Origin of the sequence: Bartonella sp. AR 15-3, assembly GCF_002022445.1 — a bacterium.
Taxonomy (GTDB): domain Bacteria; phylum Pseudomonadota; class Alphaproteobacteria; order Rhizobiales; family Rhizobiaceae; genus Bartonella.
The window spans coordinates 467,540-481,633 of the sequence record NZ_MUYE01000001.1; the positions used below are offsets into that span (position 1 = coordinate 467,540).

Below are 14,094 nucleotides of genomic sequence, written 5' to 3' on the forward strand. Positions count from 1 at the left end.
CGATGGCAAAGAGCAAATTTGAACGTACGAAGCCGCATGTTAATATAGGAACGATTGGTCATGTTGACCATGGGAAGACCTCATTGACGGCAGCGATTACGAAGTATTTTGGTGAATTTAAAGCATATGACCAAATTGATGCGGCGCCTGAAGAGCGGGCGCGTGGTATAACGATATCTACTGCGCATGTTGAGTATGAAACGGAGAGCCGTCACTATGCTCATGTTGATTGTCCTGGTCATGCAGATTATGTTAAGAACATGATTACAGGAGCGGCGCAAATGGATGGGGCCATATTAGTTGTTTCTGCAGCAGATGGACCTATGCCTCAAACGCGTGAGCATATTTTGTTGGCGCGTCAGGTTGGTGTACCAGCGATTGTTGTTTTTCTCAATAAGGTTGATCAGGTTGATGATAGCGAGCTTTTAGAACTTGTGGAGCTTGAAGTTCGCGAGCTTTTATCGAAATATGATTTTCCTGGTGATGATATTCCCATAGTTAAGGGCTCGGCTTTAGCGGCGCTTGAGGATTCTAATAAGAGCATAGGGGAAGATTCTGTTCGTCTTTTGATGAGTGAAGTTGATAAGTATATACCAACGCCTGAGCGTCCAGTTGATCAGCCGTTTTTGATGCCTATAGAGGATGTTTTTTCTATTTCTGGTCGAGGAACGGTTGTTACGGGTCGTGTTGAGCGTGGTGTTATTAAAGTTGGTGAGGAAATAGAGATTATTGGTATACGTCCTACATCTAAGACGACAGTTACTGGTGTTGAAATGTTCCGCAAACTTTTAGATCAAGGTCAGGCTGGTGATAATATTGGAGCTTTGCTTCGTGGCATTGATCGTGAGGGGATTGAGCGTGGTCAAGTACTGGCGAAGCCTGGTTCTGTTACGCCTCATACTAAGTTTAAAGCTGAGGCGTATATTTTAACGAAAGATGAAGGGGGCCGTCACACACCATTTTTCACGAATTATCGCCCGCAGTTTTATTTTCGTACAACAGATGTCACCGGTATAGTTACACTCCCTGAAGGAACGGAAATGGTTATGCCAGGTGATAATGTTGCTATGGATGTTTCTTTGATTGTGCCAATTGCAATGGAAGAGAAGCTTCGTTTTGCTATCCGAGAAGGGGGGCGCACCGTTGGAGCCGGTATCGTATCTAAAATTATTGAATAGCTGAAATAAATTATTTAGAATGTATTTAAGGTGTTTCTTAAAAGATTAGGGGTATAGCTCAGTTGGTAGAGCGGCGGTCTCCAAAACCGCAGGTCGCGGGTTCAAGCCCTGCTGCCCCTGCCGTGAATTGTGATTTGAATTATAATTAGAGAGAGGATAGATTGATTACGTTTATTTTCTTTTTTTTATATAGGGCTTGTTTTTTTGTACATGAATCTGTATTGAATGAAAGATGATGAGATTGTATAAGGATGGTTGTAATTTTTTGCATTTTTGTCATGTTTTTTATTGTGGAGTTTGCAATAAGGTTAGAAAGAATGTAGTGTGATTAATGGCATCTAAAATCAATCCTATTACCTTTTTGAAACAAGTTCGTGCAGAAACAGCTAAAGTAAAATGGCCTACACGTCGTGAAACAGTGATTTCTACTGTTATGGTGTTGATAGTGACGGCGTTAGCTTCAGTTTTCTTTTTTGTTGTGGATCAGACGGTAAATTTTGGTGTATGGCAGGGTATTGATCTTCTAAAGTATCTTTTTAGTTAATAGTGCAAGGAAGTGTGACTGTGGCTGCTCGTTGGTATATTGTTCAAGTGTATTCAAACTTTGAAAAAAAGGTAGCGGAAGCTATTGATAAAGAGGCAAAGCAAAAAGGGCTTGATCATTTATTTAAAAAGGTTTTTGTTCCGACTGAGCGTGTTGTTGAAATTCGTCGTGGTCGTAAGGTTGATTCCGAGCGCAAATTCTTTCCTGGTTATATTCTTGTTTGTGCTGAGTTGACGGATGAGGTTTATCATCTCATTAAAAATACTCCTAAAGTGACGGGATTTTTAGGTTCAGATGCGCGTCCTGTTCCTATTTCTGATCGCGAAGCTGAGCAGATTCTTAAACAAGTTGAAGAGGGAGTTGAGTCTCCAAAATCTTCTATGTCATTTGAAGTGGGTGAGCAAGTTCGAGTAGCAGATGGGCCTTTTGTTTCTTTTAATGGTATTGTTCAAGAGGTTGAAAAAGAGCGTTCTCGCCTTAAGGTTGAAGTATTAATTTTTGGGCGTCCTACGCCTGTTGATTTGGAGTTTGATCAGGTTGAAAAGCTTTGATTGTGATTAAAGTGGTTTTTTGATCGCTTTGAAAATAGATTAGGATGGAAGGTGATTTATAGCTTTTGCCGGCTTAATGATCCGGACTATCAAACTGCAGTGGGTTTTTGGCATAATTTCAAATAGCCAATTTACCAGTATAAATTTAGAGGCAGGGTATTATGGCAAAAAAAAGTGTAGGTCAGTTGAAATTACAGATTCCTGCAGGAGCGGCTACTCCATCACCTCCAATAGGTCCTGCTCTTGGGCAGCGTGGTATTAACATTATGGAGTTTTGTAAGGCGTTTAATGCAGCGACGCAGGAAATGGAAAAAGGTGCGCCGATTCCAGTAGTTATTACTTACTATCAAGATAAGTCTTTTACGTTTTTGTTGAAGACACCTCCGGTATCCTTTTTTTTGAAAAAGGCAGCAAATTTAAAATGTGGTTCGAAAGAGCCAGGTAAGATGTTTGTGGGTACGATTTCTCGTGATAAGATTCATTCGATTGCGGAGGCAAAGATGAAAGATCTTAACGCAAATGATATCGAAGCGGCAATGCGCATGGTTGAAGGTTCTGCTCGCTCTATGGGCTTAGAGGTATTAGGCTAATATTATGGTAAAGATGGCAAAGAGAATACATAAAATTCGTGAGGGTGTTGATTTTAATAAGCTTTATGCTTTAACAGATGCTATTTCAATGATCAAAGAGCGTGCTGTTGCTAAATTTGATGAAACAATTGAGATTTCAATGAATTTAGGTGTTGATCCTCGTCATGCAGATCAGATGGTTCGGGGAGTTGCTCATTTGCCTAATGAGACAGGACGAAATGTTCGTGTTGCTGTTTTTGCACGTGGTGTTAAGGCCGAAGAAGCTAAAGCTGCTGGTGCAGATATTGTGGGGGCTGAAGATTTATTTGAAATTGTTAATAAAGGAACGATTAATTTTGATAGGTGTATTGCAACACCCGATATGATGCCTCTTGTTGGTCGTCTTGGTAAAATTCTTGGCCCACGGAGTTTGATGCCAAACCCAAAAGTTGGTACTGTGACAATTGATGTTGCTAATGCTGTTAAGGCTTCTAAAGGTGGTGCTGTTGAATTTCGTGTTGAAAAATCTGGTATAGTGCATGCTGGTATCGGTAAAGCTTCTTTGGGAATTGAGAAAATAGTGGAAAATATTATAACTTTTGTTGGTGCAGTTGCTAAAGCTAAGCCGCAAGGTGCAAGGGGTGAATATATTAAACGAATTGCAGTTTCTTCAACGATGGGTATTGGAATAAAAGTTGATCCTGCAACAGTTCGTGCAGAGTCAATATGAAACTTGTAATTTTTGTGTATCTGATGGTTGAGATTATATTTTCGTTGTCAGTTTTTGTTGGCATTCAATTATCTGAGCTTTATTAAGCTCAGGTCATACCGGGAGGAATTCCGGAATGTCCTGTCCGAGATTGTAGGCGATACTTTGTTTAGGTATCTTAATTAGAAAAAGCCTGCATGAGATTGGGGTAAGAGCTTTGAAGTTGATAAACTTAAAAGGTTTGAGCCAGGATTGCCTTTGATCGTTTGTGCGTGAAGAAGGGGGCAGGATCCTCGTCGTTAGCATAGAAGAATTTCATGCTATCAAAGGTAACCAACAGGTTTATTTTAGTAAGCCTGTTAAATGGAGAAAAATAGTGAATAAAGCAGAAAAAGGAAAATTTGTTACATGGCTGAACAAGACTTTTCAAGAGTCAGGTTCTGTTGTTGTTGCACATTATTCCGGTTTGACTGTTTCACAAATGAACGATCTTCGTTCAAAAATGAGTGAAGCAGGTGGTGCTATTAAAGTCGCCAAAAACCGTCTTGCTAAAATCGCTCTTCAGGGTACAAAATCTGAAGCAATGATGGGTCTATTCACTGGACAAACCCTTATTGCTTATTCAGAAGATCCAATTACAGCGTCGAAAGTTACTGTTGATTTTGCCAAGGCTAATGATCAATTTGTTATCCTTGGTGGTTCAATGGGTGCAACAACTTTAAGTGTTGATGCTATAAAGTCTTTGGCTTCATTGCCTTCACTGAATGAATTGCGGGCAAAAATTCTGAGTATGGTTTCTACTCCTGCGATTCGTATTGTTCAGGTTGTTAATGCGCCTGCAGGTCAGGTTGCGCGTGTTATTGGTGTATATGCTCGGGGAGGATAAAGCAGCTGTGCTGTTTTTTGTAATCCAAGTTTACAGAGGTTCTTAATGTTTTCTGTTTTTTTGGTAAATTCTAAACAATAATTCAAATCTTTTAAGTGAAGGAATTTTAAAATGGCTGATCTAGCAAAGATCGTAGAAGATCTTTCTAACCTTACTGTTTTGGAGGCTGCAGAGCTTTCGAAATTACTTGAAGAAAAATGGGGTGTTTCCGCTGCTGCTCCTGTGGCTGTTGCTGCTGTTGGTACTGCTGCTCCAGCTGTCGAAGAGAAAACAGAATTTGATGTTATTCTTACTGATGGTGGTGCTCAAAAAATTAATGTTATTAAAGAAGTTCGTGCTCTTACAGGGCTTGGACTTAAAGAAGCAAAGGATTTGGTTGAGGGAGTGCCTAAGCCTATTAAAGAAGGCGCTTCTAAGGATGAAGCAGAAAAAATTAAGGCTCAACTTGAAGCTGCTGGCGCTAAAGTTGAACTTAAATAAGTTTATTTTATTGGTAAATATTAATGTGTATTGATTTCACTCCCCTCCAAGAAAAGGGGCTTGATTGAGAAAAGCCTTTTCCTTACAGTTTAGTAGCTGTAAGGAAAGGAGTCATTGTAAACAACCTAATAGTAAAGTCAAATTAAATAGAAAATTGGTTGTTTAGGTATATAAAATTAAGTGATACTTAAAAGGGTATCAAATGAGCTGGTCTGTATATATGCAGGCTGATGACATGGAGCTATCAAGGTTTAGTCTACCTTGAGGAGTAAAGATTGAGGAGCAACAATGGCTCAGACTTTAGCGATGATGTCCCAATTTAATGGCCGTAGACGTGTGCGCAAGTTTTTTGGTAAGATTCCTGAAGTAGCAGAAATGCCAAATCTTATTGAAGTTCAGAAAGCTTCATATGATCAATTTCTTATGATTGAGGAACCGGAGGGTGGGCGTTTAGATGAAGGTTTGCAGGCTGTTTTTAAATCGGTGTTTCCTATTTCGGATTTTTCCGGTACAGCTATGCTTGAATTTGTTCGTTACGAATTTGATCCACCTAAATTTGATGTAGAAGAATGTCATCAACGTGATTTGACATATGCAGCACCATTAAAGGTGATATTACGTTTAATTGTCTTTGATGTTGATGAAGATACTGGTTCAAAAGATATTAAGGATATTAAAGAGCAAGGTGTCTATATGGGTGATATGCCTTTAATGACCCATAATGGTACATTTGTTATTAATGGTACAGAACGTGTTATTGTTTCGCAGATGCATCGTTCTCCTGGTGTCTTTTTTGATCATGATAAAGGGAAGACACATTCATCAGGTAAATTTCTTTTTGCGGCTCGTGTGATTCCTTATCGTGGTTCGTGGCTTGATATTGAGTTTGATGCTAAAGATATTGTCTATGTTCGTATTGATCGGCGGCGCAAGATTCCAGTGACCAGTCTTTTAATGGCATTGGGTATGGATGCATCAGATATTTTATCGACATTTTATAATAAAATTTCTTATGAACGTACCAAGAATGGGTGGCGTATTTCCTATTCAGTTGATCGTTTTAAGGGCATGAAGCTCGTTTCTGATCTTGTTGATGCAGATAGCGGTGAAGTTGTAGCTGAAGCTGGTAAAAAACTAACAGTTCGTGCTGCAAAGCTTTTAGAAGAAAAAGGTCTAAAAGCAATTGAAATTAGTGAAGATGATTTGTTGGGGGCCTACCTTGCAGAAGATATCGTAAATTATCAAACAGGTGAGATTTATCTTGAAGCTGGAGATGAAATTGACGAAAAAACATTAAAGATTTTGTCTGATGTTGGTGCTGATCAGATTAATATTCTTGATATTGATCATATGAATATTGGTGCGTACATTCGTAATACCTTAAAAATAGATAAAAATGAAAGCCGACAGGATGCTCTATTCGATATTTATAGAGTAATGCGTCCAGGTGAACCGCCAACAATTAACACAGCAGAGGCTATGTTTCATTCATTGTTTTTTGATCCAGAGCGTTATGATCTTTCAGCTGTTGGACGCGTTAAGATGAATTTGCGTATGGGGCTTGATTGTCCAGATACAGTTCGCGTTTTGCGCCAAGAAGATATTCTTGCCGTTGTTAAGATGTTAGTTGAATTGCGTGATGGTCGTGGTGAGATTGATGATATTGATAATCTTGGCAATCGTCGTGTTCGGTCGGTTGGAGAATTGATGGAAAATCAATATCGGATTGGTTTACTTCGTATGGAACGCGCAATAAAAGAGCGTATGTCGTTGGTTGAAATTGACACGATTATGCCACAGGATCTGATTAATGCAAAGCCAGCTGCTGCCGCAGTTCGCGAGTTTTTTGGATCCTCACAGTTATCGCAATTTATGGATCAAACTAATCCATTGTCAGAGATTACTCATAAGCGTCGTCTTTCTGCTCTTGGTCCAGGTGGTTTAACTCGTGAGCGGGCAGGTTTTGAAGTGCGCGATGTGCATCCTACGCATTATGGTCGTATTTGTCCGATTGAAACACCGGAAGGGCCAAATATTGGTCTGATTAATTCTTTAGCAACATTCGCTCGAGTTAATAAGTATGGTTTCATTGAAAGTCCATATCGCAAAATTATTGATGGTAAGGTGACGAAAGAAGTTATCTATCTTTCTGCTATGGAAGAATCAAAACACTATGTAGCTCAGGCAAATTCTTCATTGGATACAGAAGGACGTTTTACAGAAGAATTTGTTGTCTGTCGTCATGCTGGTGAAGTTTTAATGGCGCCGCGTGATCATATAGATTTGATGGATGTTTCACCAAAACAGTTAGTTTCTGTAGCTGCCGCACTTATTCCATTTTTGGAAAATGATGATGCAAATCGCGCATTGATGGGATCTAATATGCAGCGCCAAGCAGTTCCACTTTTACGTGCAGAAGCGCCTCTTGTCGGTACAGGTATGGAAGCGATAGTTGCTTGTGATTCAGGTGCTGCTATTGGTGCAAAACGTGGTGGTATTGTTGATCAAGTTGACGCAATGCGTATTGTTATTCGTGCAACAGAGGATTTAGATCCTTCAAAGTCTGGTGTTGATATCTATCGTTTACAGAAATTTCAGCGTTCCAATCAGTCTACCTGTATTAATCAGCGTCCTCTTGTACATGTAGGAGATCGGATAGAAAAAGGCGATATTATTGCAGATGGTTCATCTACAGATCTTGGTGATTTAGCTCTTGGGAGAAATGTTCTTGTGGCATTTATGCCTTGGAATGGTTATAATTATGAAGATTCTATTTTACTTTCTGAGCGTATTGTTGCTGATGATGTATTTACTTCGATTCATATTGAAGAGTTTGAGGTTGCAGCACGTGATACAAAGCTTGGGCCAGAAGAAATTACCCGAGATATTCCTAATGTTGCAGAAGAAGCATTAAGAAATCTTGATGAAGCTGGTATTGTTTATATCGGTGCCGAAGTCCATCCTGGTGATATTTTAGTCGGCAAAATTACACCAAAAGGCGAAAGTCCAATGACGCCGGAAGAAAAGCTTTTACGCGCGATTTTTGGTGAAAAAGCTTCGGATGTTCGTGATACTTCTATGCGAATGCCGCCTGGAACTTTTGGTACTGTTGTAGAAGTTCGTGTTTTTAATCGCCATGGTGTAGAAAAAGATGAGCGTGCAATGGCAATTGAACGTGAAGAAATTGAGCGTTTGGCTAAAGATCGTGATGACGAGCAATCAATTCTGGATCGAAGTGTTTATGCACGTCTCGCAGATATATTAACAGGCAAGGTTGTGATAGAAGGTCCAAAAGGTTTTCCCAAAGGGAAGACTCTTGATAGTACAGTAATGGAGCAGTATCCACGGTATCAATGGTGGCAGTTTGCTGTTGAAGATGAGAAGCTGCAGAGTGAAATTGAAGCTTTACATAAGCAGTATGATGAATCAAAAAAAGCACTGCAACGTCGTTTTATGGATAAGGTTGAAAAAGTTCAAAGAGGCGATGAAATGCCTCCTGGTGTTATGAAAATTGTGAAAGTTTTTGTTGCAGTGAAGCGCAAAATTCAACCAGGTGATAAAATGGCAGGACGTCACGGTAATAAAGGTGTTGTGTCACGTATTCTTCCAGTAGAAGATATGCCATTTCTTGAGGATGGAACGCATGCTGATATTGTCTTAAATCCTTTGGGGGTACCCAGTCGTATGAATGTTGGTCAAATTCTTGAAACACACCTTGGGTGGGCGTGTGCAGGTATGGGTAAAAAAATTGGTGATTTAATAGAGCTTTATCAGAAAACCGGAGATATATCGCCTTTGCGTCAACGTATTGAAAATATTATCCCTGATGATGACCGTAATGAACCAGTTCGCCACTATGATAATGAAAGTATTTTTAAGTTAGCACTTCAGATGAGAAATGGTGTTTCGATTGCAACGCCTGTTTTTGATGGAGCTCATGAAGCTGATATCAATATGATGTTGGAAGATGCAGGCTTAGATAGTTCAGGACAAGTTACGCTTTATGATGGTCGTACTGGAGAGGCTTTTGATCGTCCAGTGACTGTAGGGTATATCTACATGCTTAAATTGCATCACCTCGTTGATGATAAGATACATGCGCGTTCAATTGGGCCTTATTCACTTGTTACACAGCAACCGTTAGGAGGTAAAGCTCAATTCGGTGGTCAGCGTTTTGGTGAGATGGAGGTTTGGGCGCTTGAAGCTTATGGTGCTGCGTATACTTTGCAAGAGATGTTAACAGTTAAATCGGATGATGTAGCTGGTCGAACAAAAGTTTATGAAGCCGTTGTTCGTGGTGATGATACATTTGAGGCAGGTATTCCTGAAAGCTTTAATGTATTAGTTAAGGAGATGCGTTCTCTTGGTCTTAATGTAGAGCTTGATGATGCACGTGAACTTATCGCGCAACGAGCATTATCTGATTCAGAAGGTTAATTTTGAGGAAGCATATTAAAATAGTGTGCTCTGATTTTTTTATAAAATTATAATAGAAAAATTTCTATTAGATGGAAAAATATATAAAAAATGAAAACAGGTCTTAAATAAAGCTTTCACAAAGAAAAAAGCTATTGTGGTTAGTTTTAGAATCTTTGAAGGAGAACAGCATGAACCACGAGGTCATGAATCTTTTCAATCCTCAGGCACCGGTGCAGACATTTGACTCTATTCGTATTTCAATTGCGAGTCCTGAGAAGATTCTGTCTTGGTCATATGGTGAAATTAAGAAGCCAGAGACTATCAACTACCGAACATTTAAACCAGAGCGTGATGGTCTTTTTTGTGCGCGTATATTCGGTCCTATTAAAGATTACGAATGTTTATGTGGTAAATATAAACGTATGAAATATAAGGGTATTATCTGTGAAAAATGTGGTGTAGAAGTCACTCTTTCACGGGTACGTCGTGAACGTATGGGTCATATTGAGCTTGCAGCTCCAGTAGTTCATATTTGGTTCCTTAAGTCATTACCTGGTCGTATTTCTACTCTTTTAGATTTGACTTTAAAAGATATCGAAAGAGTTCTTTATTTTGAGAATTATATTGTTACAGAACCAGGATTGACATCTCTTAAGCTACATCAGCTTCTATCAGAAGAAGAATATATGCTTGCTGTTGATGAATTCGGAGAGGACCAATTTTCAGCTATGATAGGTGCAGAGGCTATTTATGAGCTGCTTGCGGGGCTGGAGTTGGATAAAATTGCAAATGATTTACGTACTGAATTAGCTGAAACAACTTCAGAATTAAAACAGGCAAAACTGATTAAAAGACTTAAGATCGTTGAGAATTTTCTTGAATCTGGGAATAAACCGGAGTGGATGATTATGAGGACTATTCCAGTCATCCCACCAGATTTGCGTCCATTAGTTCCATTAGATGGTGGTCGGTTTGCGACATCAGATTTGAATGATCTTTATCGACGTGTTATTAACCGGAATAACCGTTTAAAGCGGTTAATGGAGTTACGTGCCCCTGGAATTATTGTCCGCAATGAAAAGCGTATGGTGCAAGAAGCCGTTGATGCATTGTTTGATAATGGTCGTCGCGGGCGTGTGATTACTGGAGCAAATAAGCGTCCATTAAAATCTCTTTCAGATATGTTAAAAGGTAAGCAAGGACGTTTCCGTCAGAATTTACTGGGGAAGCGTGTTGATTATTCAGGTCGCTCTGTTATCGTAACGGGTCCTGAATTGAAATTACATCAATGTGGTCTTCCGAAAAAAATGGCTCTCGAGTTATTTAAGCCTTTTATTTACGCGCGACTTGATGCAAAGGGTTATTCATCTACTGTCAAGCAAGCCAAGAAGCTTGTTGAAAAAGAACATCCAGAAGTTTGGGATATCTTAGATGAGGTTATTCGTGAACATCCTGTGTTACTGAATCGCGCACCGACGCTTCACCGCTTAGGAATTCAGGCTTTTGAACCTATCTTGATTGAAGGGAAGGCTATACAACTTCATCCGTTAGTGTGTACAGCATTTAATGCAGATTTTGACGGTGATCAGATGGCTGTTCACGTCCCTCTTTCTCTTGAAGCACAGCTTGAAGCTCGTGTTTTGATGATGTCAACCAATAATATTCTTCATCCAGCTAATGGTGCACCAATTATTGTTCCATCACAGGATATGGTTCTTGGTCTTTACTACCTTTCAATTGTTTCTGAAAAAGAACCGGGTGAAGGAATGGCCTTTGCAGATATGGGTGAGTTGCATCATGCTTTAGAAAATAAAATTGTCACTTTGCATACGAAAATTAAAGGCCGTTTTAAAGATTTTAATAAAGATGGTGAAATTGTTTCCAAACTCTATGATACAACGCCTGGTCGTTTAATTATTGGTGAACTTTTACCAAAGAATCCGAATATTTCATTTGATATTGTTAATCAAGAAATGACTAAAAAGAATATTTCGAAAATGATTGACCAAGTTTATAGACACTGTGGGCAAAAAGAAACAGTGATCTTCTGTGATCGTATTATGCAGCTTGGTTTTTCTCATGCTTGTCGTGCTGGAATTTCATTTGGTAAAGACGATATGGTTATTCCTGATAGTAAGTCTCGTTTAGTAGCAGAAACGGAAGCTCTTGCTAAGGAATATGAGCAACAATATAGTGATGGCTTAATTACCCAAAGTGAGAAATATAACAAAGTCGTTGACGCTTGGGGTAAATGTACAGATCGTGTTGCTGATGAGATGATGAAGCGTATTCAGGCAGTTGAATTTGATCCTAAAACAGGTCGTAAACGTCAGATGAATTCAATTTATATGATGTCGCATTCTGGTGCTCGTGGTTCTGCTAATCAGATGAGGCAACTGGCTGGGATGCGTGGTTTGATGGCAAAGCCATCGGGTGAAATTATTGAAACACCAATTATTTCTAATTTTAAAGAAGGCTTGACTGTTAATGAATACTTCAATTCAACTCACGGTGCACGTAAAGGGCTAGCTGATACTGCATTAAAGACTGCTAACTCTGGTTATTTAACGCGGCGTCTTGTTGATGTTGCTCAGGATGCTATTATTTCAGCGGTTGATTGTGGTACTGTAAAAGGTCTTACTATGCAGCCGATTGTTGATTCAGGACAAATTGTTGCTTCTCTTGGTCAGAGAATCCTTGGTCGTACGGCACTTCTTGATATTTTGCATCCAGTTTCTGGTGAAGTTATTCTTGAAGGTGGTGCAATGATCGAAGAGGCTGATGTTGCTAAGATTGAAGAAGCAGGAATTCAGTCTGTCCAAATACGTTCTGCTTTGACATGTGAAACGCGTCTTGGTGTTTGTGCTAAGTGCTATGGTCGTGATTTAGCACGTGGAACACTAGTTAATCAGGGGAGGCAGTTGGTGTTATTGCAGCTCAATCAATTGGTGAGCCAGGAACTCAACTTACAATGCGTACTTTCCATTTAGGTGGAACAGCACAGGTTGTTGATTCATCTTATTTTGAAGCGTCTTATGAGGGAACAATAGAAATTCGTAATCGTAACGTGGTTCGGAATTCTGAAGGCCATTTGGTGGTTATGGGGCGCAATATGGCTATTATAATTAAGGATGAGGCTGGCAAAGAACGTGTTGTGCATCGTATTAGTTATGGTGCACGCATTTTCGTTGATGATGGTGATGTTGTAAAATGCGGTCAACGTATCGCAGAGTGGGATCCTTATACACGGCCAGTTCTGACTGAAGTTGATGGTTATATAGGTTTCGAAGATATGGTTGATGGTTTATCAGTTACTGAAACGGCTGATGAATCTACAGGTATTACTAAGCGTTTGGTTATTGATTGGCGTGCTAACCCACGTGGTGCTGAGCTAAAACCAGCGATTATCATTTATACAGATAAGAAGAATGAGGCTATTGCTAAATTGCATAAAGGTGGTGAAGCCCGTTATATGATGTCGGTAGAGACAATTCTTTCTGTTGAGCCGGGTTCTTATGTTAAGGCAGGCGATGTTATTGCGCGCCTACCAATGGAAAGCGCTAAAACTAAAGATATTACGGGTGGTTTGCCACGTGTAGCTGAGCTTTTTGAAGCACGTCGTCCAAAAGATCACGCTATTATTGCTGAAATTAGTGGTACAATTCGATTTGGTCGTGGTTATAAAAATAAACGCCGTATTATCATTGAACCACATGATGAATTCCTTGAACCAATAGAATATTTAATTCCGAAGGGTAAATTATTTCATTTGCAAGAGGGTGATCAGATTGAGAAAGGTGATTATATCCTTGATGGTAATCCAGCACCTCATGATATTTTAGCAATTAAAGGTGTTGAAGCTTTGGCGTCTTATCTTGTTAATGAGATCCAGGAAGTTTATCGTTTACAGGGTGTTTTGATTAATGATAAGCACATTGAAGTGATTGTTCGCCAAATGTTGCAAAAAGTTGAAATTACTGAACCTGGTGATTCTGGTTATATTTCAGGTGATCATGTTGATCGCATTGAATTAGATGAAATCAATGATAATCTAATTACGGAAGGTAAAAAACCTGCAGCGGGTAATCCTATACTTCTTGGAATTACAAAAGCGTCTCTTCAGACACCCTCTTTTATTTCAGCAGCATCATTCCAGGAAACAACGCGTGTGCTCACTGAAGCAGCAGTTTCAGGAAAAATTGATACTCTACAAGGACTTAAGGAAAATGTTATTGTTGGTCGGCTTATACCTGCAGGTACAGGTGGTGCGATTGCCCAAATTCGTCGTATTGCTACTGTTCGTGATGATTTGATTATGAATGAGCGCCGAAAATCCAGTGATGGCGAAGCTGCGAAAGCTATGTTAACAAATATGACAGCTAGTAATGTTGTAGAATGATAATAATGCTAAAAAATGGCGTAAAGCGTCTGAAACAAAATTAGGCGTTTTATTAGGCTTTAAGATTCAGAATAGTGTTGTTTTTGTAAATTTTATAAGGCAATCTTAGATTTAAGAAATTTTGATGAAAATAAGATTTTTAATTATAGTATTCAGTATTTTTATTATTTTACTATAAGTTTGCGATATTTAGGTAATTAAGAAGAGAAGTTTATTTGGGTATATTGAAAATTGAAAGATCTATAAAATAGATGTAATTGACTATTATCTTTCAAGAAATAAAAGGAAAAGAGCGGATTATCAGATAAAAATCTACTCTTTTTAGAGAGTTTGCTTTAGTTTATATCTTTCATTTTTCA

Annotated in this window: 8 protein-coding genes, 1 tRNA gene and 1 pseudogene; all 10 read left to right on the plus strand. The window is 39.1% G+C overall.

Annotated elements, in window-relative coordinates; genetic code table 11:
- Positions 1 to 2: 2 nt before the first annotated feature.
- The 10 genes and pseudogenes from tuf (at position 3) to rpoC (ending at position 13,735) form a co-directional block, all read left to right on the plus strand.
- Positions 3 to 1,178 (plus strand): elongation factor Tu, encoded by a 1,176-nt coding sequence (gene tuf / locus BAR153v2_RS02110; RefSeq protein WP_078680074.1) that lies wholly within the window; start codon positions 3 to 5, stop codon positions 1,176 to 1,178.
- A gap of 47 nt (positions 1,179 to 1,225) precedes the next feature.
- A tRNA-Trp gene (locus BAR153v2_RS02115) sits at positions 1,226 to 1,298 on the plus strand.
- Between the two features lie 211 nt (positions 1,299 to 1,509).
- Positions 1,510 to 1,722, plus strand: coding sequence for a preprotein translocase subunit SecE (gene secE / locus BAR153v2_RS02120; RefSeq protein WP_078680104.1), 213 nt, complete (start codon positions 1,510 to 1,512; stop codon positions 1,720 to 1,722).
- A gap of 20 nt (positions 1,723 to 1,742) precedes the next feature.
- A complete protein-coding gene (nusG, locus tag BAR153v2_RS02125; RefSeq protein WP_078680105.1) occupies positions 1,743 to 2,273 on the plus strand; it encodes a transcription termination/antitermination protein NusG in 531 nt (176 codons plus the stop codon).
- 161 nt (positions 2,274 to 2,434) lie between these two features.
- On the plus strand, positions 2,435 to 2,863 hold the full coding sequence (rplK, locus tag BAR153v2_RS02130) for a 50S ribosomal protein L11 (protein ID WP_078680106.1): 429 nt from the start codon (positions 2,435 to 2,437) through the stop codon (positions 2,861 to 2,863).
- A 4-nt stretch (positions 2,864 to 2,867) separates the two neighbouring features.
- Positions 2,868 to 3,572 carry a 50S ribosomal protein L1 gene (gene rplA, locus BAR153v2_RS02135; protein ID WP_078680107.1) on the plus strand — a complete coding sequence of 235 codons (705 nt, stop codon included), beginning with the start codon at positions 2,868 to 2,870 and terminating at the stop codon, positions 3,570 to 3,572.
- Positions 3,573 to 3,927: 355 nt separating this feature from the next.
- A complete protein-coding gene (rplJ, locus tag BAR153v2_RS02140; RefSeq protein ID WP_078680925.1) occupies positions 3,928 to 4,437 on the plus strand; it encodes a 50S ribosomal protein L10 in 510 nt (169 codons plus the stop codon).
- Between the two features lie 111 nt (positions 4,438 to 4,548).
- Positions 4,549 to 4,917 (plus strand): 50S ribosomal protein L7/L12, encoded by a 369-nt coding sequence (gene rplL, locus BAR153v2_RS02145; protein ID WP_078680108.1) that lies wholly within the window; start codon positions 4,549 to 4,551, stop codon positions 4,915 to 4,917.
- Between the two features lie 288 nt (positions 4,918 to 5,205).
- The gene (gene rpoB, locus BAR153v2_RS02150) at positions 5,206 to 9,354 is read left to right on the plus strand and encodes a DNA-directed RNA polymerase subunit beta (RefSeq protein WP_078680109.1); all 4,149 of its coding nucleotides are present in this window, start codon (positions 5,206 to 5,208) and stop codon (positions 9,352 to 9,354) included.
- A 170-nt stretch (positions 9,355 to 9,524) separates the two neighbouring features.
- A pseudogene (gene rpoC, locus BAR153v2_RS02155) lies at positions 9,525 to 13,735 on the plus strand (DNA-directed RNA polymerase subunit beta').
- Positions 13,736 to 14,094: the final 359 nt, after the last annotated feature.

Bases quoted from the DNA above. Each gene is read 5' to 3' on its own strand.
- tuf (WP_078680074.1), top strand. From the start codon at position 3: ATGGCAAAGAGCAAATTTGAACGTACGAAGCCGCATGTTAATATAGGA.
- secE (WP_078680104.1), top strand. From the start codon at position 1,510: ATGGCATCTAAAATCAATCCTATTACCTTTTTGAAACAAGTTCGTGCA.
- rplK (WP_078680106.1), top strand. From the start codon at position 2,435: ATGGCAAAAAAAAGTGTAGGTCAGTTGAAATTACAGATTCCTGCAGGA.
- rplA (WP_078680107.1), top strand. From the start codon at position 2,868: ATGGTAAAGATGGCAAAGAGAATACATAAAATTCGTGAGGGTGTTGAT.
- rplL (WP_078680108.1), top strand. From the start codon at position 4,549: ATGGCTGATCTAGCAAAGATCGTAGAAGATCTTTCTAACCTTACTGTT.
- rpoB (WP_078680109.1), top strand. From the start codon at position 5,206: ATGGCTCAGACTTTAGCGATGATGTCCCAATTTAATGGCCGTAGACGT.